At 64.1% G+C, this 21,250-nt stretch carries 17 protein-coding genes; 4 read left to right on the top strand and 13 right to left on the bottom strand.

All coding sequences use genetic code 11. The annotated features are described in order from the left end of the window. Window positions 1-155 precede the first annotated feature (155 nt). Window positions 156-572 (top strand): response regulator, encoded by a 417-nt coding sequence (locus IFT76_RS19235; protein ID WP_122477379.1) that lies wholly within the window; start codon window positions 156-158, stop codon window positions 570-572. Here the strand turns inward: IFT76_RS19235 and IFT76_RS19230 are convergent. The 4 genes from IFT76_RS19230 to IFT76_RS19215 are packed head-to-tail and all read right to left on the bottom strand — an operon-like array spanning window position 565 to window position 4,061. Continuing rightward, window positions 565-1,167, bottom strand: coding sequence for a PqiC family protein (locus tag IFT76_RS19230; protein WP_192059844.1), 603 nt, complete (start codon window positions 1,165-1,167; stop codon window positions 565-567). The genes IFT76_RS19235 and IFT76_RS19230 overlap by 8 nt on opposite strands. Next, window positions 1,164-2,846, bottom strand: a complete 1,683-nt coding sequence (locus IFT76_RS19225) for a PqiB family protein (protein WP_122477383.1) — start codon at window positions 2,844-2,846, stop codon at window positions 1,164-1,166. The genes IFT76_RS19230 and IFT76_RS19225 overlap by 4 nt, the downstream gene beginning before the upstream one ends. After that, the gene (locus IFT76_RS19220) at window positions 2,839-3,453 is read right to left on the bottom strand and encodes a paraquat-inducible protein A (protein WP_192059842.1); all 615 of its coding nucleotides are present in this window, start codon (window positions 3,451-3,453) and stop codon (window positions 2,839-2,841) included. The genes IFT76_RS19225 and IFT76_RS19220 overlap by 8 nt, the downstream gene beginning before the upstream one ends. Further along, window positions 3,450-4,061: a paraquat-inducible protein A gene (locus tag IFT76_RS19215; RefSeq protein WP_192059840.1), complete on the bottom strand. Its 612-nt coding sequence runs from the start codon at window positions 4,059-4,061 to the stop codon at window positions 3,450-3,452. The genes IFT76_RS19220 and IFT76_RS19215 overlap by 4 nt, the downstream gene beginning before the upstream one ends. A gap of 282 nt (window positions 4,062-4,343) precedes the next feature. On the opposite strand from IFT76_RS19215, the gene IFT76_RS19210 reads away from it, so the two are divergent. After that, window positions 4,344-5,540, top strand: a complete 1,197-nt coding sequence (locus IFT76_RS19210; RefSeq protein ID WP_192059838.1) for an aminotransferase-like domain-containing protein — start codon at window positions 4,344-4,346, stop codon at window positions 5,538-5,540. Window positions 5,541-5,650: 110 nt separating this feature from the next. Here IFT76_RS19210 and IFT76_RS19205 read toward each other — a convergent pair whose 3' ends face one another. From IFT76_RS19205 to puuE, 4 genes are all read right to left on the bottom strand, one after another. Then, the gene (locus IFT76_RS19205; protein WP_192059836.1) at window positions 5,651-6,154 is read right to left on the bottom strand and encodes an ureidoglycolate lyase; all 504 of its coding nucleotides are present in this window, start codon (window positions 6,152-6,154) and stop codon (window positions 5,651-5,653) included. A gap of 73 nt (window positions 6,155-6,227) precedes the next feature. Continuing rightward, on the bottom strand, window positions 6,228-7,223 hold the full coding sequence (alc, locus tag IFT76_RS19200; protein ID WP_122477391.1) for an allantoicase: 996 nt from the start codon (window positions 7,221-7,223) through the stop codon (window positions 6,228-6,230). A 69-nt stretch (window positions 7,224-7,292) separates the two neighbouring features. Further along, the gene (uraD, locus tag IFT76_RS19195) at window positions 7,293-7,808 is read right to left on the bottom strand and encodes a 2-oxo-4-hydroxy-4-carboxy-5-ureidoimidazoline decarboxylase (protein WP_192059835.1); all 516 of its coding nucleotides are present in this window, start codon (window positions 7,806-7,808) and stop codon (window positions 7,293-7,295) included. Continuing rightward, window positions 7,805-8,734, bottom strand: coding sequence for an allantoinase PuuE (puuE, locus tag IFT76_RS19190; protein ID WP_192055561.1), 930 nt, complete (start codon window positions 8,732-8,734; stop codon window positions 7,805-7,807). Before puuE ends, uraD begins: the two co-directional genes overlap by 4 nt. A gap of 328 nt (window positions 8,735-9,062) precedes the next feature. Here puuE and uraH point away from each other — a divergent pair, with 328 nt between their 5' ends. After that, window positions 9,063-9,416: a hydroxyisourate hydrolase gene (uraH, locus tag IFT76_RS19185; protein ID WP_122477396.1), complete on the top strand. Its 354-nt coding sequence runs from the start codon at window positions 9,063-9,065 to the stop codon at window positions 9,414-9,416. 28 nt (window positions 9,417-9,444) lie between these two features. Here uraH and ligD read toward each other — a convergent pair whose 3' ends face one another. Together ligD and egtB are read right to left on the bottom strand one after the other, a co-directional pair. Further along, window positions 9,445-12,033, bottom strand: a complete 2,589-nt coding sequence (gene ligD / locus IFT76_RS19180; protein WP_192059833.1) for a DNA ligase D — start codon at window positions 12,031-12,033, stop codon at window positions 9,445-9,447. 33 nt (window positions 12,034-12,066) lie between these two features. Next, a complete protein-coding gene (egtB, locus tag IFT76_RS19175) occupies window positions 12,067-14,214 on the bottom strand; it encodes an ergothioneine biosynthesis protein EgtB (protein WP_192059831.1) in 2,148 nt (715 codons plus the stop codon). A 630-nt stretch (window positions 14,215-14,844) separates the two neighbouring features. Here egtB and IFT76_RS19170 point away from each other — a divergent pair. After that, window positions 14,845-15,729, top strand: coding sequence for a LysR family transcriptional regulator (locus tag IFT76_RS19170; RefSeq protein WP_122477402.1), 885 nt, complete (start codon window positions 14,845-14,847; stop codon window positions 15,727-15,729). Window positions 15,730-15,935: 206 nt separating this feature from the next. On the opposite strand, the gene IFT76_RS19165 is transcribed toward IFT76_RS19170, so the two are convergent. The 3 genes from IFT76_RS19165 to IFT76_RS19155 all read right to left on the bottom strand — a co-directional run bounded on the left by IFT76_RS19165 (window position 15,936) and on the right by IFT76_RS19155 (window position 21,240). Then, a complete protein-coding gene (locus IFT76_RS19165) occupies window positions 15,936-16,505 on the bottom strand; it encodes a GNAT family N-acetyltransferase (RefSeq protein WP_192059829.1) in 570 nt (189 codons plus the stop codon). A 146-nt stretch (window positions 16,506-16,651) separates the two neighbouring features. Next, window positions 16,652-18,064, bottom strand: a complete 1,413-nt coding sequence (locus IFT76_RS19160; protein ID WP_185793057.1) for an efflux transporter outer membrane subunit — start codon at window positions 18,062-18,064, stop codon at window positions 16,652-16,654. Then, complete coding sequence (locus tag IFT76_RS19155; RefSeq protein WP_122477407.1) at window positions 18,061-21,240, bottom strand: efflux RND transporter permease subunit; 3,180 nt, start codon at window positions 21,238-21,240, stop codon at window positions 18,061-18,063. Before IFT76_RS19155 ends, IFT76_RS19160 begins: the two co-directional genes overlap by 4 nt. Window positions 21,241-21,250: the final 10 nt, after the last annotated feature.

Below are 21,250 nucleotides of genomic sequence, written 5' to 3'. Positions count from 1 at the left end.
GCGGCGGTCGCGGCAGGCGGGCGGGTTACCGTTCGTCGGCGCAACCTCGACAAATGGAATTCGCAGGCTTTTCCGCTCTCCTAACCTGAGTGTGGGAGTCGCCATCGCGGCGGTTACTTTCCTCAATCAATTCAAGTACACAGAAGGATTTGGCAATGACTGATTCGCCGCGCATCGACGGCGCTTCCAAGGGAGCGAACCTGGTTCTGGTGGTGGAAGACGAAGCCGTGATTCGCGAATTCGTCTGCGAGCTGCTGACCGACGAGGGTTGGAAGACCGAGGGTGTCGAATCTGCGGATCATGCCCTCGCGTTTCTGAACCAGCATTCCAACGAAGTGGGTTTGTTGCTGACGGATATCCTGATGCCGGGCAGCATGAACGGCGCAGGCCTGGCCAACTATTCGGCACAGACCTGGCCCGAGATTCCGATCATGATCATGTCGGGGCACGAAACACCGGAAAGCTCCGGCGTGACCATTCCCGTCAGCTTCGTGCGCAAGCCTTGGACCCTGGGGCAGTTGCTCGACGGTGTCGAGAAAGCCCTGGCCACCGTGCCGCGCGCTGTCAGCTAGGGCAAGCGCCGCTGCCCTGCACCCACTGGCGAGCAGTCGTCGCGATCTGCTTCGCCAATTGATCGATCACGCGCTGGTGTGCCACCACCAGGCTGCTCAATTCCACTCCCGCCGTTTCGCGGATCTGACTCGCACAGGTCAAGCTACGGCGCGGCTGCGCACCCCCGCGCAGGCCCAGGCTCCACACCACGTCGACCAGTGCATATTGCCCCGGCAGCGAGTCGAAGCGCCGCACGTCGGTCTGCAACGACAGCACCGGGCGCTGTGGGTCCTTGGGTAACCCGGCCAGGTCTCGCGTGCCCAGCTGGCGTTCGAGGCGATCGGTCAGGGCATCGTGAAACTCATCGGCCAACGGCGCGCTCCAACGATCGTTTTCCAGAATGGCGAGGTTGCCCTGATTCTGCCGCACCACCAGTTGGGGCTGATCGACCTGCACCGGCATCCGCACGCCCAGCATCTCGAATTGGAACGACGGCGCGGCCAGGCGGGCCGGGGTGCTTGGTGCGGTGTCCTGCAACGTGTAGTAGTGGGTGACCGGCGAGCTGCAGGCACTCAGGCCCAGGCTTGCGGCCAGCATCAGGGTGCGTTTGATCATGGTTGAGCTTCCGGTTGGATTTCACGTGAAGTATTGCTCGGGCTGCGGAAGGCGTCCGGCTCGCCCTGCTTGGTGCGGCCACGGATCAGCGCTTCCGGGTTGCGGCTGAGGAAGTCGGTCAGTACGCGCACCGAGCGCGCGGTGCGCTGAACTTCGTCCATGGCCTGGCTCAGCTGCTGGCGCTCCGGCGAGTCGTCGGCAAACGTCGAATTCGCCGCGGCGAGCGTCTTTTGCGTCTGTTGCAGGGTGCCGCGCATCTGCGGCAGCACCTCGGCATTGACCTGACGCAGGGTCTTCTGCATCTCGCTCAGGCTGCCATTGAGGTTGGTGGCGATCTCGTCGAGTGGCAGCTTGCTGATCTTGTCGACCACACCCTGCAGTTGTTCCTGAACCTTGTCCAGGCTGCCCGGCACCGTAGGGATGCGCAGCGGGCGAGCGGCCATGTCGAAGGCCACTGGCGTGGCATTGGGTATGAAGCTCAGCGAGATATACAACTGGCCGGTGATCAGGTTGGCGCTGCGAGCCTGGGCGCGCAGGCCCTGCTTGACGAAGGCTGACATCAGCTGGGCCGAACGTTCGTCGTCCTCGGTGCCCATCTGCTTGAGCAGCTTTTCGTGCGCCTTGCCCAGGCGATCCGGGTAGATCACCGCGCCGACCACGCTGGGAAAACTCTTGGTCTTGGCATCGTAGTCCAGGTTGACCGAGACCACGCGGCCGATGTTGACGCCCATGAACTCCACCGGCGCATTGACCGTGAGGCCGCGCAGCGACTGGTTGAAGTTCATGCTGATGTAACGTGGATCACCGTCGGGCGGTGCCAGTGCGGTTTCCTGATCCCCGAACAGGTCGAAGCGCGAGCGTTCGGTGGCCGGCGTCGCGTTGGGGCTGTACTTGGGCTCGACGAAAGCGACACCGCCGGCAAGGATGGTCGACAGCGATTCGGTGTTCACCTTCAGGCCGCTGGCACCCACGGTCAGGTCGATGCCGCTGGCGTTCCAGAAGCGCGTGTCGGTGGTAACGAATTTGTCGTTGGGCGCATGCACGAAGATCTCCACGTCGACACCCTTGCCGTCCTCGGCCAGTTGGTACGACACCACCTGGCCGACTTCGATGCGGCGATAGTAGACCGGCGAGCCGATGTCCAGCGAACCCAGGTCTTCGGTGTGCAGGGTGAACCGCTTGCCTTGCTCGCCATAGGTGATCGGCGGTGGTGTTTCCTTGCCGACGAACTGCTTCTTGCGCTCCTCGGCGCTACCCGCGTCGGCGCCGATGAAGGCACCGGAAAGCAGGGTGTCGACGCCGGAAATGCCATTGGCACCGATGCGCGGGCGCACCACCCAGAACACCGAATCTTCGGCGGTGAAGCCTTCGGCGGACTTGTTCAGGTCAACCTTGGCCACCACATGGCTGCGATCGTCGCTGAGCGCGATGGCGGTCACCTGGCCGATCACCACGTTCTTGTATTTGACCTGGGTCTTGTTGGCTTCCAGGCCCATGGCGGTCTGGAAGCTGATCTCGATCTGCGGCCCGGCATTGAGGCCGTTGCTGATCAGCATCGAGGCGCCCACCACGGCGGCGATGATCGGCACGATCCACACCAGCGAGACATTGAAACGACGCGTCTTGACCGCCGGCGCAGCGGCAGGGGACGGGGGGGTGGAACCTGGACGATCAGACATCTTCAACCTCTACATCCCAGATGAGCCGGGGATCGAAACTCATGGCGGCAAGCATGGTGAGTACCACCACCAGACCGAAAAACACGATACCCAGCAACGGGTCGATGGAACTCAGCGAACGGAACTGCACCAGCGCGGCCACCAGCGCCACCACCAGCACGTCGAGCATCGACCAATAGCCGATCAACTCGATGAAGCGATACAGCCGGGCCCGCTCGCGCATGGCCCAGTGGCTCTTGCGCTGACAGGTTATCAGCAGCGTGCCCAGGATCATGAACTTCATGCAGGGCACCACCACGCTGGCGAAGAAGATCAGCACGGCGATGTCCCACGAGCCGCCGTGCCAGAACTCGATGACACCACTCATGATGGTGTTTTCGCTGGCATTGCCGAACATGTTGGTGCGCATCACCGGCAGCAGGTTGGCGGGGATGTACAGGATCAGGGCCGCGATCAGCAGCGCCCAGGTACGGGCAATGCTGTCGGGCTTGCGTGCGTGGACTGTGGAGTGGCAGCGCGGGCAGTGATGTTCACCTGTCTGGCAGATATGCCCACAGGTGTGGCACAGCACCAGGCCGACTTGTCGGGCGTAGACCGGCTCGCTCATCGCAGCTGTCCTTCCAGGTCATCCCAGAGCCGGCGGATGCCCTTGCCCGAAATCAGGATCAGCAGCACCGTGACCATGCCCAGCGCCCACAGGCCGACGCCAGGATGCACGTCGAGCATGCCGGCCAGCTTGATGATGGCGACCAGAATGCCCAACAGGCAGACTTCGAGCATGCTCCATGGGCGCAGGTGTTCCAGGGCTCGCATGCAGGTGCGAAAGCCGGGCGCGGCGCGTCCTGCAGTGGCGAACCCGAGCAACCAGCACAGCAGGCAGATCTGCAACAGCGGGGCGAGGATGATGGTCAGCCCGGTGACGGCGGCCATGGGCGTGATGCGCCCTTGGGCCAACGCCTCGACCGAAGCGAGCAGGGTGGCCTGGTTGCTCAGGCCTTCCATGCTGATACTGATCACCGGGAAGGCATTGGCCAGCAGGAACAGCATGGCTGCAGTCAAGGCGAGGGCGAACAGCGCCTGGATGCTCAGGCGATGGCCGCGTTCGAGCACCGCGCCACAGCGCGTGCATTCGGCTTTTTGACCATGGGCCAGCGTCACCGATTCGAACAGCGAATCACAATGTTCACAGATGATGCGGCGCGAAGACGTATTCATTCGACAATGGGCATGGGTGAAGGCCTGCGGACAAGGGCGCGCATTTCCCCAGATTCGACGCGACATGTCTAGTCCAGTGGCGCGGTGCCATGAGTATCTGAGTCATGATAGTGGTGTGCGTTCCGTCTGGCGATAGCCATGCGCGGCGGACCAGGGGCGAGCCGTGTTTTTCTCGCCTGCGCGTTGTCAGCACCAAATGGCATGACATCTGGAAATATCCTCGCTTGTGACGAGTATTCGCCCGCCTCGATACTTTCGGCACATCCGTCGTCGAGCATTGTCATGGCCCTGGACTACCGTTTCACCCCAGCCTTCGAAAACCCCACAGGCTCGGCCATACGCGAGCTGTTCAAGTACCTGTCGCTGCCGGGCATGATTTCCTTCGCCGGCGGCTATCCGGCCTCGACGTTCTTCGACCAGTCCGGCCTGCGTGACGCCGCAGAGCAGGCCATGCGCGAAACGCCCCTGGACTGCCTGCAATACGCCGCCACCGAAGGCCTGCCCGCTCTGCTCGAACAGCTGGCGGAGCTGATGCAGCGCCGCGGCGCCGCGGTGAAGACCGACGACATGGTGGTGACGACCGGCTCGCAGCAAGGCTTCGACTTGTTGCTCAAGGTGCTGCTGGTACCCGGCGCCACGGTGCTGGTGGAATGCCCGACCTATCCAGCAGCGCTGCAGGCGTTGCGCCTGGCCGGGGCGCAGGTGCTCAGCGCGGCGACCGATGCCGACGGCTTGGACACCGACGCGTTGGCGCAACAACTCGCCCAGCGTACGCCCGGCGATGTGGCCATGCTGTATTGCGTACCGACCTTCGCCAACCCTACCGGGGCCTGCCTGCCGTTGGCGCGACGCCTGGCACTATTGAAGTTGGCGGTCGCGCACGATTTTCTGCTGGTCGAAGACGATCCCTACGGTGCGTTGCGTTTCGCCGGTGAGGACGTGCCGTCGCTGCTGGCACTGAGTCGCCAGGTCGAGGGCGCCGAGGGCCGGGTGATCCATCTGTCCAGTCTGTCCAAGGTGCTGGCGCCAGGGCTGCGGGTAGGCTGGATGGTGGCACCTGCGGCGATCCGCCAGCGCTGCCTGGTGGCCAAGCAGACCGTGGACCTGTGCACCTCGCCCTGGGCGCAGCGCATCGCGGCCAACTACCTTGCGGCGGGGGCATTGGAGCGGGCTTTGCCGGCCCTGGCCGAGGGCTACCGGAAGAAATGCGAGCGGATGCTGGCAGGGCTGCAGCCGATGGCCGAATACCTGGAGGTCAGCCCGCCTGCTGGGGGAATGTTCGTCTGGGGCCGCTGCCGTCACGGGCTGGACGCCAAGGCGCTGCTGCCGCGCGCGATCGAGCAGAAGGTGCTGTTCGTGCCGGGCAGCGCGTTCTATGCCCACGACCCCGACCCAAGCAGCATTCGCCTGTCGTTCGCCGCGCCGGGGCTTGCCGATATCGACGAAGGCCTCAAGCGCCTGCGCCGCGCTTTCCTGTAGCAGCGGCGCAAGCCGCGTCACCGGCGCTGTGGCCTATCTGAAACAGCACGTAGACGCCGGACGCGGCTCGCGCCGCTGCTACAGAGGTGCCGAGCCATGCGTGGCAAGAATTACCGTAAGGGATCCAGGGACAATGAATCGCGCTCTTCGAAGAAGAACTCGTCGCAGTTATTGCCAGGGCCTTTACGGTCCACCACCAGGAAGTCATCGTCATCGGCCAAGGCCAATATCGGATGGTGCCAGACGCCCTGATGGTAGTTGATGCCCTGATGCCCATCGCTACGAAAAGCTCGCACTGCTTCACTGTGCGGCACCTCACCGGCCGGGGCCACCACGATGAGGAACGCCTTGCCCTGCAACGGGATGAACGCCTGGCTGCCCAGCGGGTGGCGTTCCAGCATGCGCACGGTCAGCGGCATCGGCAGGGCCTGGGCGCGAAAGATGCTGATCACGGCCTGATCCTGCGCAGTGCCAAGCTGCACGTCGGCCAGGCGATCGAAGCGTTGCGTGGAGCCGTTGTTGATCAGGAAGTGCGCGCTGCCCTGGGTTTCGATGACGTCGCCGAAAGGGGCGAATGCGGCTTTGCTCAGGGGTTCGATGGTCAATGTACGCATGAAGGGCCTCGTCGTTGATTAACGCTGCCTGGGTGGTCGATCCACCTGGGCAGCCGAGCGGATGCCGAGCCGGCTACCTGGCCAGGGTACCCAGTACGCGCAGGCGGCTCACGCCCCCGTCGGGGAACACGTTCAGGCGGATATGGGTGATCGGCCCCAGCGCCTTGATCTGTTCGGCGAAGCTGTGTTCCTGGTGCATCTGCAGTTTCTGGCTGGGCAGCAGCTCGCGCCAGAACAGGCTCTGGGTCTCGATCTGGCTGTCGGTGCCACCTTTGACGAATGCGCCCTGGATCGAGCAGCTGTCGGGGTAGTTGCCTTTGAAGTGCAAGGTGTCGACCACCACCTGCGTCACCACCCCGGCGTGACCCAGGGCCACGATGACCCAGTCATTGCCCGGCGTGCGTCGGCGTGCGGTTTCCCAGCCGTCACCCATGTTGACCCCGCGGCCGGGATTGAGCAGGTTGCTCATGCTGCCGTAGTGCTCGTCCGAACAGGCCAGCGCGCGTCCACCGTTGAGCGCGCTGGCAAGGTCCAATGGCTCTTCGTCGCTGACGCTCGACCAACTGCGAAAAGGGATGCCGTATACGCGCAGGCGCGCGACGCCGCCGTCCGGGTAGATGTTGAAGCGCAGATGGCTGAACGCGCTGTCGTTGTCGATGCTGTGGTAGTGATGGCTGTTGCCCTGCAGTTCCACCGCGCCAAGGATCTCGACCCACTGCGTCTGGTCATCGGGCTCGCCTTCGCTGATGAAGCACGCTTCCAGTGACGCCGAGGGAGGGAAGTTGCCGGTGAAGAACGAGGTGTCGATGTCCACACCCTTGATCGAGCCCGGCGCGCCCAGGCGGATCACCGCCGTGTCATGGCCTTCGAAGCGCTTGCGCCGCGATTCCCAGCCATCCATCCACTTGCCGTTGTCGTCGAACACGCCTTCCTTCCACACCGCCGGGGTGGGCTGGAACAGCCGGTTGACGTCGGCGAACCAATCATCGGTCACCGAAATGGCGCGGGTACCGAGGCGGGCATCCGCCAGGTTGACGTATTTCTGGAACGGTGCGGCGTAGGCTTTCATGAATGCGGGTCTGCCTTGAACGGTGGTGAGAGGAAAATCGCGGCGGGCGCGATGGCATGGCTGCAGCGGTTACAACGCTTGCAGACGAAACAGGGCGATCTTGTCGATTTCGCGCAATGCACAGCTGAATTCGTCTTCGGGAGAGTGGCCGATACGCGTCTCGAACGCCGCCAGGATCTGCTGCCGGTCGCTGCCCTTGACCGCCATGATGAACGGGAAGCCGAAGCGGGCACGATATGCATCGTTGAGCTCGGTGAAGCGCTGAAACTCCTCGGGGGTACATTGGCTGATGCCGGCACCGGCCTGCTCCTGGGTGCTGGCGGCGGTGAGCTGGCCCTGCACCGCAGCCTTGCCGGCCAGATCGGGGTGCGCATTGATCAATGCCATCAACCTGGCACGGTCGGCGTCGGCCACCACCTGGCTCATGCAGGCATGCACTGCCTCGATGTCGTTGCGGCGGTCCACCGGCAGGCGCTCGAAAGCCTGCTCGGCGATCCAGGGCGAGTGCTCGTAGATATCCCCGAACGCGGAGATGAAACCGGCGCGGCTTAGCCGTGAGGGTTGCAGGGTACGGAAGTGACTCATGGGCGAAGGCTGCCTGGGTAGGGGTGAACGGTCTGCCAGTGCCGGGCGATGTCCACGCGCCGTGCGCACCACACCTGCTCATGGCTTTGGACATAGTCAATGAAGCGCTTGAGCGATGCGAGGCGTCCGGGGCGGCCGATCAGGCGGCAGTGCAGGCCTACCGAGAGCATCTTCGGCGCGTCCGCGCCTTCGGCATACAGCACGTCGAAGGCGTCCTTGAGGTACTCGAAGAAGTCGTCGCCCTTGTTGAAACCCTGCACCTGGGTGAAACGCATGTCGTTGGTGTCCAGCGTGTAGGGGATCACCAGATGCCCATGGCGCGCATCGCTGCCCGGTTGCCAGTAGGGCAGGTCGTCGTCGTAGGCGTCGCTGTCGTAGAGAAAACCGCCTTCTTCCATGACCAGGCGCCGGGTATTGGGGCCGGTGCGACCGGTATACCAGCCCAGCGGTCGCTGGCCAGTGATATCGGTGAGGATGCGAATGGCTTCGCGCAGGTGCTCGCGCTCCTGCGCTTCATCGATGTTCTGGTAGTCGATCCAGCGATAGCCGTGGCTGCAGATTTCATGGCCATCGGCAACCATGGCCCGGATGGCCTCGGGGTGGCGCTGCGCCGCCATGGCCACGGCAAAGACCGTCAAGGGAATGCCGGCGTTGCGAAACAGCTTGAGCACGCGCCACACGCCGGCGCGGCTGCCGTACTCATAGAGCGATTCCATGCTCATGTTGCGCTGGCCCTGCAACGGCTGAGCCGCGACCATTTCCGACAGGAACGCCTCGGACTCGCTGTCGCCATGCAGCACGTTGCGTTCGCCGCCTTCTTCGTAGTTGAGCACGAACGACACTGCAAGGCGGGCGTGGCCCGGCCACTGCGGATGAGGGGGCGTGTCACCGTAGCCGATCAGGTCGCGGGGGTAGTCGGGGCTCACCGCAGGCTTCCTTCTGTGCGTGGCAGAACGGGCTCGACGACGCACCCGGGAAGGGCCCGCTTCGCGCTTGAATGGATTGTATACATCGGCATGGGCAATTTGTAAGCTCGCGTAACTGGCGGATAGATGGCTTCATCCTTGCAGAAGCACTTGCCCAGAGTCTTGCAAAAAACCTGCCCGGTCGGTCAGCAATAAGGATCTTCCGGCATTTTTGGTTCGGCTCCTTTGCAACGTGCCACGCGCCATGCCCCGTTTCGGCGCGAATAGTCCGTTCCCGCTCTACCACGGTGCGCGCTGAACGCACCCCTTCATCAGGTGAACATCGACCATGGGACGCTTGACCACACATGTATTGGACACCGCACATGGGTGCCCTGGTAACGCCATCCAAGTGCGCCTGTACCGGGTCGAGGGCGAGCAGCTGCAGCTGCTGGCAACGGCCGTGACCAATGCCGACGGGCGTTGCGACGTGCCGTTGCTCGAAGGCGAGCACTACCGTTCGGGCGTCTATCAGCTGCATTTTGCCGGAGGCGACTACTACCGTGCCCGTGGCACGCTCATGGCTGCGCCGGCTTTTCTCGACGAGATCGTGCTGCGCTTCGGCATCGACGCCACCCAGGCGCACTACCATGTGCCCCTGCTGCTTTCACCCTACAGCTACTCCACCTACCGCGGCAGCTGAGCGGCGTTGCTGCCGGGTGAGGGTGTGCTCAATCGAGCCCGAGCTTCTTGCGCATCGCAACGGTGATGCTCTGGCGGGTGGTGAAAAAATCCGCCCACGGATCGTCATCCATTTCTGCCAGGCGTTCGAGCACGCTGTCGATGTTCCAATGGTCGCCACCCTTGATATGTGCCACTTCGTCACGGGTGACCGGAACCGAAACCGGCAAGCCGTCACGCGCCCGTGCGGCGTAGGCGCAGGCCGTGGTCGCGCCGAGGCCATTGCGCAGGTAGTCGATGAAGATCTTTCCGACACGATTTTTCGGGCCGGACACGGCGCTGAAGCGCTCCGGCATCAGCCTGGCCATGTGCTCGACCACGGCGCGGCTGAACGCCTTGACCTCGTCCCAACCCAGCTTGCGGGTGATCGGCACCACCACGTGCATGCCTTTGCCGCCGCTGGTCTTGAGAAACGATGCGAGGCCCAGTTCGTCGAGCAGGGTCTGGGTCAATTGGGTGGCTTCGACCATGCTTTTCCAGGGCAGGGCTGGATCGGGGTCCAGGTCGAGCACGAACCGGTCCGGATGGTCGAAATCCTTGGTGGTCGCGTTCCAGGTGTGCAGCTCCAGCGTGCCCATCTGCACCGCGCCGAGCAGTGCCTGGCCGTCGTTGATGACCATGGCGGCCTGGCCTGCCTCTTTCTTGTCGAAGGTGACGATGTGCGGGATCGCCAGATGGCCTGCGTGCTTCTGGAAGAACAGTTCGCCGCCCACCCCGTCGGGCGCTCGTACCAGCGCCACCGGACGCTGCTTGAGGTGCGGCAGCAACCAGGGTGAAATGCGTCCGTAGTATTCTGCCAGTTGCATCTTGGTAGTACCGCTGGCGGCATCGATCACCCGTTCCGGGTGGGTGATGCGCACCTGACCGACCAGGTCTGCGTCGTCTGCCTGGGTAGCCGCCTTGCGAGGTGTCTTTTTCGGCTTCACGAGTCGAGGGGGGTCGCTGGCTTTCGCAGCCGGCTTGTCCGCAGTGATTTTCCTGGCGGGCTTGTCGGTGCGCAAACCATGGAAAACCGCATGGCGAACGGCACCGTCACGGGTCATTTCGGCATACGCCACTTCCGCCAGAAGCGTTGGCTGCAACCAGTGCACGCCACGTGCGTCGGCGCCCTTGGGCGGGTTGCCGAGCGCCGGCTCGTCGGTTTCCAGCGACTGCAGCTGCGCGTGCAGGCTTCGCAGCGTGGCTTCACTGAAGCCGGTGCCGACCTTGCCGGCAAAGCGCAACTCGCCGCTGTCGGCGTCATGCAGGCCCAGCAGCAAGGCGCCGAATGCGCTGCGGCTGCCCTTGGGCTCGGTGTAGCCGACGATAACGAACTCCTGGCGCCGCTTGCACTTGAGCTTGATCCAGTCACTGCTGCGCCGCGAGACATAAGGGCTGCCGACACGCTTGCCGATCAGCCCCTCCATGTTCATCTGGCACGCGCTGGCGAGCAGGGATTCGGCCGAGTCGGCAAAGTCGTCGGAGAATTTCAGGGCATCGTCCTCGTTGGCTTCCAGTACCTTCGCCAAGGCACTGCGGCGCTGCTCGACAGGCACTTCGCGCAGGTCCATGCCGTTGAGGTAAGGCATGTCGAACAGGTAGAAGACGATGTCGCCGCTGTGTTGCTCTTCGAAGGCATTCTGCAGAGCCTGGAAATCCGGCACGCCTTGTTCGTTGGTCACGACCACTTCACCGTCCAGCCAGGCCGACTGCAAGCCCAGGGCCGCAAGTGCCTTGGCCTGGCGCGGCATCCTGGCGGTCCAGTCGTGGCCGTTGCGCGTGAACAGGCGGACCTCGGCGTCTTCGATGCGCGCAACGATACGGTAACCGTCGAACTTGATCTCGTAGCGCCAGTCACCGTCCGGGGCGGTGTCCACCAAGGTCGCCAGCTCAGGCTTGAGGCTGGCCGGCAACGCAGCGGCGCGTGCGCCTTGCAGCTGCACACCTTTGCCAGTGGCCCGGGGTTTGGCTGCCGGCTTGGCCACGGATTTGTCGGACGTCTTGGTCGATACTTTGCTTTTGCGCTTGCGCGGGACGAGGGTGCGCTCGCTGAGGACGCTGTCGGGCTGGGCCTCCAGCACATCGTATTCGGCCAAGGGACGCGCGGCCTGGTCCTTGGACTTTATCAGGAACCACTGCTCACGCTTGCCAGGCATATGGGTTTTGACCAGGTTCCACGCGCCAGCCAGTTTCTCGCCCTGCAGCACGAACTTGAGCTTGCCCTTTTCATAGCCCTGGCGAGGGTCGCCCTCGGGGATCCAGGTGCCGCGGTCCCAGACGATCACGTCGCCGGCGCCGTAGTGCCCCTCGGGAATGTTGCCTTCGAAGCTGGCGTAATCCAGCGGGTGGTCTTCGACATGAACGGCCAGGCGTCGAGCCTTCGGGTCCAGCGACGGACCCTTGGGCACCGCCCAGCTTTTCAGGGTGCCATCGAGTTCCAGGCGAAAGTCATAGTGCAAGTGACTGGCGTCGTGCTTCTGGATGCAGAACTGCAGGGCCTGAGCGGCCTTGCCGCGCTTGCCGCTGCGTGCGCCGCCCGAAGGCTCCGGGGTGGCATCGAAGTCACGCTTGCGGTTGTACTCCTCCAATGCCTTGCTCATGGCGTTCCTCACTCATGATGCGCTGCAGCAGGATCAGCGCAGACAGAACAGCGCCACCTGCGGCGACTCACCGACCCATTGGTCGCTGACCTCCCAGCCGGCCGCGGCGGCCAGTTCGGTAAAGGATTGCACGGTGAACTTGTGCGAGTTCTCGGTGTGCAGCCGTTCCCCTGCCTTGAAGGCGAACGTGCGTCCCGCCACACGAACCTGTTGCGCCTTGCGGCTGACCAGGTGCATTTCGATCCGTTCGTAGTCGGGGTTCCATACCGCCAAATGGTCGAAGGCCTGTTCGTCGAAGTCGGCGTCGAGCTCGCGATTCATGCGCGTCAGCAGGTTTTTGTTGAAGCGTGCCGTAACCCCCGCAGCGTCATCGTAGGCAGCCTCCAGGGTGGCGATGTCCTTGACCATGTCGACCCCGATGATGAACCGCGCGTCGGGCCCCAGCAGCTCGCGGGCCGAACGCAGAAAACGCACGGCCTGCGGGCGGGTGAAGTTGCCCAGCGTCGAACCCGGGAAGAAGCCCACGCGCGGGTGGCCACGGGTTTCCTCCGGCAGGTGCAGGGCACGGGTGAAATCATCGACCAGCGGGGCGATGCGCAGGGCAGGGTAGCGCTGGCGCAGCTGGGCGCCGGCCCGTTCCAGCGCGTTGCTGCAGATATCGATCGGTACGTACAGGCCGATCTGCGGCACGGCATCCAGCAACAGACGTACCTTGTCGCAGGCACCGGCGCCGAATTCGACCAGCGCTGCATCTTCGGCGATCAGCGCAGCAAGCTGCGGCGCGATTTCGGTCAGCAGGGCAGTTTCCGCACGCGTTGGATAGTACTCGGGCAAGGTGCAGATGGCTTCGAACAGCTGCGAGCCTTGGGTATCGTAGAAATACTTGGGTGAAATAGACTTCTGTGGGGCTGACAGCCCGGTCACTGCATCGCGAGCGAACTCGTCGCTGCCATCGTTGCGGGCGCTGTACGGTGTCACGTCGCGCGCCAGGCGCAGGCTCGAGAACATCCAGCGGCAGGCCGGGCCGAAAAAGTTGCGATAGGTGGGGCGACTGTGGCCGACCGGGGTAATGCTGGCGCCGCCGCGCAGCACCATCTGGTTGATCATGAACTTGCCGTTGTATTCACCCACGGCGCTGACTGCCGGCTGAAAACCGGGGTAGGCGCTGTAGGCGCTCTGCGTCCATTGCCAGGCCACATCGTCGAGCTGCTGCAGTTGCCCGGTGCCGGCGGCAATTTCCCATTCCGCTTCGGTGGGCAGGCGTGCGTCGGCCCATTGGGCGAAGGCTGCCGCCTCGTAATAGCTGATGTGCACCACAGGGGCGTCGAGCTGCAGGGGTTGCAGTCCGCGCAGGCTCATCTCTTGCCAGTTGCCGGCGTTGTCCTGCTGCCAGTAGAACGGCGCATGCCAGCCTTCGCCCTGGACCGTCGCCCAGCCGTCTGCCAGCCACAGCCCCGCCTGGGTATAGCCACCGGCTTCGACGAATTCCAGCCACTCGCCGTTGGTGACCAGGCGATCGGCGATTTCGAATGCCTGGGCGAATACCTTGTGCCGCGGGCCTTCGTTGTCGAAGGCGAAGCCATCGCCCGCGTGACCGATCTCCACCAATCCGCCGGCATGCCCGACGAACCGGCCACGCTGGCCGGTTGCGTCGACGGGCCATGCCGGGTCGTAGGCAGGTTTGAGCGCCGACAGGCTGAACAAGTGCAGGATGTCCATCAGCAACAGCTCTTGATGCTGTTGCTCGTGGGACAGGCCCAGTTCGATCAGTGCGTAAATTTCCGGCGCAAGGTCGCCGCTCAACAGGTCTTGCATGTGCTGGTCGACATGGGCGCGGTAGGCGCGTACCCGGTCGAGCCCCGGACGGGTCATCAGGCCACGTTGTGGACGCGGCTGGCGCGGTCCGACGGCTTCGTAGTAGGAGTTGAAGAGGTAGCAGAAATCGGGATCGAAGGGCGTGTAGTGCGGCAGTTGCTCGGCCAGCAGAAACGTTTCGAAAAACCAGGTGGTATGCGCCAGGTGCCATTTGGCCGGACTCGCGTCGGGCATCGATTGTGCGCCCATGTCTTCGGCGCTGAGCGGGCTGGCCAGGTGTTCGCTGTGGCGACGCACCTGGTTGAAGCGTTGCAGCAGGTCGTGCAGGGGGATGACGGGCACGGCGTGCTGGGAAAGACTATTCATCAAGAGGCTGCTCCGACGGCTCCGTCGATGGCGACGATGGGAAACGGGCGCGGGAGCGTTTTTCTATCGCTTTCCGCACGAGCGCCGTTGAGCTTCAACGACGGGCTAAAGGGTGTGACTGTGCAACCCCCGGCAGGTTCGCCCGCTTATCGAAAACCCTTGGCCTGACGCATTGCGGCGCCTGCCGACGCGGCTTGCGCCGCTGCTACAGATGCTCGGACCGGCTCTGTGCGGCGCCTGTCGACGCGGCTCGCGCCGCTGCTACAGATGCTCGGACCGGCTCTGTGCGGCGCCTGTCGACGCGGCTCGCGCCGCTGCTACAGGTGCTCGGACCGGCTCTGTGCGGCGCCTGCCGACGCGGCTCGCGCCGCTGCTACAGGTGCTCGGACCGGCTCTGTGCGGCGCCTGTCGACGCGGCTCGCGCCGCTGCTACAGATGCTCGGACCGGCTCTGTGCGGCGCCTGCCGACGCGGCTCGCGCCGCTGCTACAGATGCTCGGGCCGGCTCTGTGCGGTGTTCCCGGATGCAGCTTGCGATCTCTGTAGCAGCGGCGCGAGCCGCGTCCGGGGGCACTGCGGTTGTTCAGGCCGGAAGGCTGTTCCACAATGCATTGTCAACCAAGGAGTGACGATGAACGCTTTCGAAGACATGCGGCTGTTCGTTCAGGTGCTGGAATCACGCAGCTTCACCGCCGCTGCCGAGCAGTTGGGGATTTCCAAGCAGTACATCAGTCGGCGCTTGATGCAGCTGGAAAACCGTCTCGGCGCGCGCTTGCTCAATCGCTCCACCCGACGCCTCGACGTGACCGCCCTGGGCCAGAGCTACTACGACTCGGCCGTGCGCCTGCTGGCAGAAGTGGAACAGGTCGAGCAGGGCATAGCCGGGCAGGCTGCCGAACCCCGTGGCGTCTTGCGCGTGAGTGCGCCGCTGTCGTTTGCAATGGCACAACTCAGCGCCCTGATGCCGCGATTTCTCCAGCGCTATCCCCAGGTGCAGGTCGAAATGGACCTCAGCGACCGCCCGGTCGACCTGCTCGGCGAGGGCTACGACCTCGTCCTGCGCATCGGCATGCTGGAAGACTCATCGCTGATCGCTCGGCGCATTGCCTCCATCGCACGCGTCTACTGTGCCAGCCCCGGCTACCTTGCTGAACGCGGCATCCCGGCCACCCCGCAAGAGCTGGCGGCCCACGACTGCTTGCCTTACGGTCACGCGCGGCAAGTACAGTGGCGTTTCCAGGTGGACGGCAAACCGTTGGTAATCGGCGTGGGCGGGCGTCTGCGTGCCAACAACGGCGAACTGCTCTGCGAGGCTGCCGTGGCCGGCATGGGGATCGCCTACCTGCCTCGGTTCATCGTCCAGCAGGCAATCACATCGGGACAGTTGCAGACCGTACTTGATGACTTCGTCACCGAGCCGCTAGCGTTGTCGGCGGTGTATCCGCAGCATCGACAGACATCGCGGCCGGTGCAGGTGTTGATCGAGTTCCTGCGCGAGCATCTGGGCAATCTCTGAGGCCCGCGTTGCACCTGTGCGCAGAATCAGACGTGGCTCAACGCGATACCGAATGAAACGACGATCATGCAGCACAGAGTCAGGTTGATATTCATCGGGACGAAATCCTTGGCGTGGTGAGGGGACCTATATTGCTGATCCCGCGCCCTGAAGAAAAATTCCGTTTTTCGATAGCCATCATCGACTTCCGTGATGCCGGTAACGGTTCAGCGCGTGCGCCGCGGCCGCGACACCACCGACTCGATGTTCTTGCGGCCGATCAACCGGGTCTGCGGCGCAGATTCCTCGGCCAGCCACTTGTACATCACCAGGCAATCCACCAGCCCCTGTTGCGCATGCCGATAAGCCCGCGGCAGGCGCCCCACGGTTTCGAACCCCAGCTTGTGCCACAGGGCCACTGCCACTTCGTTACTGGCTACCACCGAGTTGAACTGCATGGCCAGGAAACCACTGTCGCGTGCCACCTGCTGCGAGTGCTCGCACATCATTCGCGCCACACCACGGCCACGCGCCGCCTCGGTGACCATGTAGCCGCAGTTGCACACATGATTGCCAGGGCCTGCGGCATTGGCCTTGAGGTAGTAGCTGCCCAACAGCTGGCCTTGTTCATCCTCGGCAACGAAGGTATGCAGGGGCAGTTGCAGCCAGGTGTGCTCGGCGGCCTCGCGGGTCATGGCCGGATCGTAGGCGTAGGTCTGCTGGCCCTGGACCACCGCATTGAAGGTGGGCCAGAAACGTTCGAAATCGGAGGGGGTCATGGGGCGGATGGTGATCATGGGGCGCTCGCTGCGGATCGGGATCGGCCCACCGGAGGCAGTTGCCAGGCAGACATGCCCGACAGCGGCCCCCGAGGTGCCTGGATGGCGCCTATCCTACCATCGGCCGTCGTCGTTTTTCCCGCGCGACGGCGGCCGTTCCCGGGCTACCGGCGTGCCAGCGTGTCCGGCTGCCAGCCACCGCCCAGTGCCTTGTAGATCGCCACGATGCCGCGATACAGCTCGGTTTCGCCCTGGGCCTGGGCGTCTTCGGCGCTCAAGCGCTCGCGCTCGGCATCGAGCAGCACCAGGTAATCGGCCGTGCCTTCGCGGTACTGGATCGACGCCAGCGCCGCCGCGGCGCGGCTGGAATCGCTCTGGCGCATCAAGGCCTGCAGACGCTGCTGGCGCTTGCCGTAGTCACTGAAGGCGTTTTCCGATTCCTCCAGCGCCAGCAACACATCCTGCTCGTAGCTGGCCAGCGCGCCCTCTGCATCGGCGTTGGCTGCGCGAATCTGCGCGCGCACGCTGCCCAGGTCGAAAGCCGCCCAGGTGATGCTCGGCCCCAGGCCCCAGGCGTTGGCTGCCGACGAACCGATCTGCGAACCACGCGCTGCGGTGAACCCGAGGAAACCAGTGAGGGTGACCCGTGGGAACAGATCGGCGGTGGCCACGCCGATCTGTGCGGTGGCGGCTGCCAGTCGGCGTTCGGCACTGCGAATGTCCGGACGACGGCGCAGCAACTGGGTCGGATCACCGATCGGCAGCGCCTTGGCAATGGCCGGCAGCTGCGCCGGGCTCAGATCGACGCTGAGTTGATCGGGGCGCTGGCCGAGCAGGGTGGCGATGCGGTTGCGTGCCCGCACCTGCTCGGCCTGCAGCTGCGGCACGGTCGCTTCGACCGCGGCCAGGCGTGCATCGGCACGCACCACGTCCAGTTGATTGCCGACGCCGGCTTCCTCCAGGCTGCGGGTGATGCCGCGCGAATCCTGCTGGTTCTTCAGGTTGGCCAGGGCGATCTTCTCGCGCAATTGCGCGCCACGCAGTTGTCCGTAGGCATCCACCAGTTCCGCGATCAACGTGACCTGCAACTGCTGCAGGTTGGCCGCGGCTTCACCCTGCTGGGCGTCACTGACTTCCAACTGACGCTGGATGCGCCCGAACAAATCGACTTCCCAGGCCATGTCCAGGCCCAGGTCGTAGCGCTCGGTATTGACCCGGTCGTTGGTCTGGCCAGGTATCTGGCTCTTGCCGATCTCGCTGCTGGCGCGGCTGGTCACCACCGGGAAGCGATCGTTGGCCACGTCGTCGCGGATCGCCCGAGATGCCTTGAGGCGGGCGAAGGCCACGCGCAGCTCGCGGTTGCCCTGCAACGATTCGTTGACCAACCGATTGAGCGTCGGGTCGTCGAATTGCTGCCACCACACCGCATCGAACTGCTCGGCGCGGTAGTAACGAGCATCTTGCGCAGCCGCCACGGTCGCATCCAACGCCTGCGGCGCGCGGTAGTCAGGGCCCACCGCGCACGCGGCCAGGGCCATCACCAGCAGGCTGGGCAGAAGGGGTTTCAAGCGGTTCATGGTTGTACCTCAAGCTTGAGCGCGCGGTCCGCCTTGCGGGCCTGGCGACGCTCGACATGGCGACGGATCAGCACGAAGAACACCGGGGTCAGCAGCAGGCCGAAGAAAGTCACCCCCAGCATGCCGGAGAACACCGCCACGCCCATGGCATGGCGCATCTCGGCACCGGCGCCGGACGACAGCACCAACGGCACCACGCCCATGATGAAAGCGAACGAGGTCATCAGGATCGGCCGTAGCCGCAAGCGGCATGCCTCCAGCACGGCGGCCAGCGGGTCGAGGCCTTCCTCCTGCTTGTCCTTGGCGAATTCGACGATCAGGATCGCGTTCTTGCACGCCAGTCCGACCAGCACGATCAGGCCGATCTGGGTGAAGATATTGTTGTCGCTGCCCGCGATCATCACCCCGGCAATCGCCGAGAGCAGGGTCATGGGCACGATCAGGATCACCGCCAGCGGCAGGCTCCAGCTTTCGTACTGCGCCGCCAGCACCAGGAAGGCCAGCAGCACGCACAGCGGGAACACGAACAGGGCGGTGTTGCCTGCCAGAATCTGCTGGTAGGTCAGCTCGGTCCATTCGTAGGCCATGCCGTTGGGCAGTTCGTCCTTGAGCAGCTTCTCCACCGCCGCCTGGGCCTGGCCCGAACTGTAGCCGGGTGCAGCCGCGCCGTTGATTTCCGCCGTGACGAAGCCGTTGTAGTGCATCACGCGATCAGGCCCTGCGGTGTCGCTGACCTTGATGAACGTGGCCAGCGGGATCATCTCGCCGCGATCGTTGCGCACCTTGAGCTGGCCGATCTGCTCGGCCTCCAGGCGGAACTGCTGCTCGGCCTGGACGTTGACCTGATAGGTGCGCCCGAAGCGGTTGAAGTCGTTGGCGTACAGCGAGCCCAGGTACACCTGCAGGGTGTCGAAGATATCGCTGATGGCCACGCCATGGGTCTTGGCCTTCTCCCGATCGATCGAGGCATCCACCTGCGGCACGTTCACTGTGTAGCTGGTGAACAGCCCGGCCAGTTCCGGCACGCTGCGGCTCTTGGCGATGATGTTCTGGGTCTGCTTGTACAACTCGTCATAGCCCAGGTTGCCGCGATCCTGAACCTGCAGGCGGAAACCACCGATGGTGCCCAGGCCCATCACCGGCGGCGGTGGAAAGATCGCCATGTAGGCGTCCTGGATACCGGCGAACTTGCCGTTGAGCTCGGCGGCGATGGCGTTGGCCGACAGGCTGGCGTCCTTGCGCTGATCGAAGTCCTTGAGCGCGACGAACACGATGCCGTTGTTCGGGCTGTTGGTGAAGCCGTTGATCGACAGGCCGGGGAAGGCGATGGCGTTCTCTACGCCTGGCTGCTTCAAGGCGATGTCCGACATGCGCTTGATCACATCTTCGGTGCGGTCCAGGCTGGCGGCGTCCGGCAACTGCGCGAACGCCACCAGGTACTGCTTGTCCTGGGAAGGCACGAAACCGGTTGGGGTGTTGGCGAAACCGAACCAGGTCAGCACCATGAACCCTGCATACACCAGCATCGCGATACCGCTGCTGCGGATCACCCGCGCCACGGTGCCGACATAGCCATGGCTGGCCTTTTCGAAGAAGCGGTTGAACGGCCGGAACAGCCAGCCGCCGAGCAGTTTGTCGAGCAGCCGGGAGAAGCGGTCCTTGGGTGCGTCGTGTGCCCTGAGCAGCACGGCCGCCAGCGCCGGCGACAGGGTCAACGAGTTGAACGCCGAAATGACAGTGGAAATGGCGATGGTCAGGGCGAACTGCTTGTAGAACTGCCCGGTGAGCCCGGAGATGAACGCTGCCGGCACGAACACCGCACACAGCACCAGCGCAGTGGCGATGATCGGCCCGGTCACTTCGCGCATGGCCCGCTCGGTGGCGGCCACCGGTTCCAGCCCCAGCTCGATGTTGCGCTCGACGTTCTCCACCACCACGATGGCGTCGTCCACGACGATACCGATGGCCAGCACCAGTCCGAACAGCGACAACGCGTTGAGCGAAAAGCCGAACATGTGCATGACGGCGAAGGTGCCGATCAGCGACACCGGCACGGCCACCAGCGGAATGATCGAGGCGCGCCAGGTCTGCAGGAACAGGATCACCACCAGCACGACCAGGATCAGCGCTTCGAACAAGGTGTGTACCACCGCCTCGATCGAGCCGCGCACGAAGATGGTCGGGTCGTAGACGATGCTGTAGTCCATGCCTTCAGGGAACGACTGCTTGAGTTCGGCCATTTTCGCCCGAACCTGATTGGACACGTCGATGGCGTTGGAACCGGGGCGCTGGAAGATCGGCAGGGCCACCGCCGGTTGGTTGTTCAGCAGCGAGCGCAACGCGTATTGGCTGGAACCCAGCTCCACGCGGGCAATGTCCTTGAGCCGGGTGATTTCGCCGTCGTCGGCGGCGCGCACGACGATGTTCTCGAATTCTTCCTCGGTGACCAGGCGGCCTTGGGTGTTGACCGACATCTGGAAACTGGTGGCGTTGGGCGCAGGCGGCGCGCCCAGCTGGCCAGCGGCAACCTGACGGTTCTGCTCGCGAATGGCGGTGACCACGTCGGTGGCCGTCAGGTTGCGCGAAGCGGTCTTGTTCGGGTCAAGCCAGACCCGCAGCGAGTAGTCGCCCATGCCGAACAACTGCACGTCGCCAATGCCATTGAGCCTGGCCAGTTCGTCCTTGATGTTCAAGGTCGCGTAGTTGGACAGGTAGAGCATGTCGTAGCGCTGGTCGGGGGAGGTCAGGTGGACCACCATGGTCAAGTCCGGTGAGGCCTTGTCCACGGTAATGCCGATCCGCGTGACTTCTTCGGGCAGCTTGGGTTGGGTGCGCGTCACTCGGTTCTGCACCTGCACCTGGGCATTGTCCAGGTCGGTGCCCAACGCGAAGGTCAGGGTCAGGGTCAGCTTGCCGTCGGCGGTAGACTGCGAGGACATGTACAGCATGTTCTCGACACCGGTGATGGCTTGCTCGAGCGGCGCGGCCACGGTTTCACCGATGACCTTGGGGTTGGCGCCGGGGAAGCTGGCACGCACCACCACGGTCGGCGGGACCACTTCGGGGTACTCGCTGATCGGCAGCTGGAACAGCGAGATGGCGCCGGCGATCAGAATGATCAGCGACAGCACGGCGGCGAAGATCGGCCGCTTGATGAAGAATTGAGAGAAGTTCATCGCAGTGATC

The organism is Pseudomonas sp. CFBP 13727, from assembly GCF_014841915.1.
GTDB lineage: Bacteria > Pseudomonadota > Gammaproteobacteria > Pseudomonadales > Pseudomonadaceae > Aquipseudomonas > Aquipseudomonas baltica.
The sequence above is the reverse complement of the archived record's forward strand: the minus strand, read 5'-3'. Positions and strand labels throughout refer to the sequence as shown.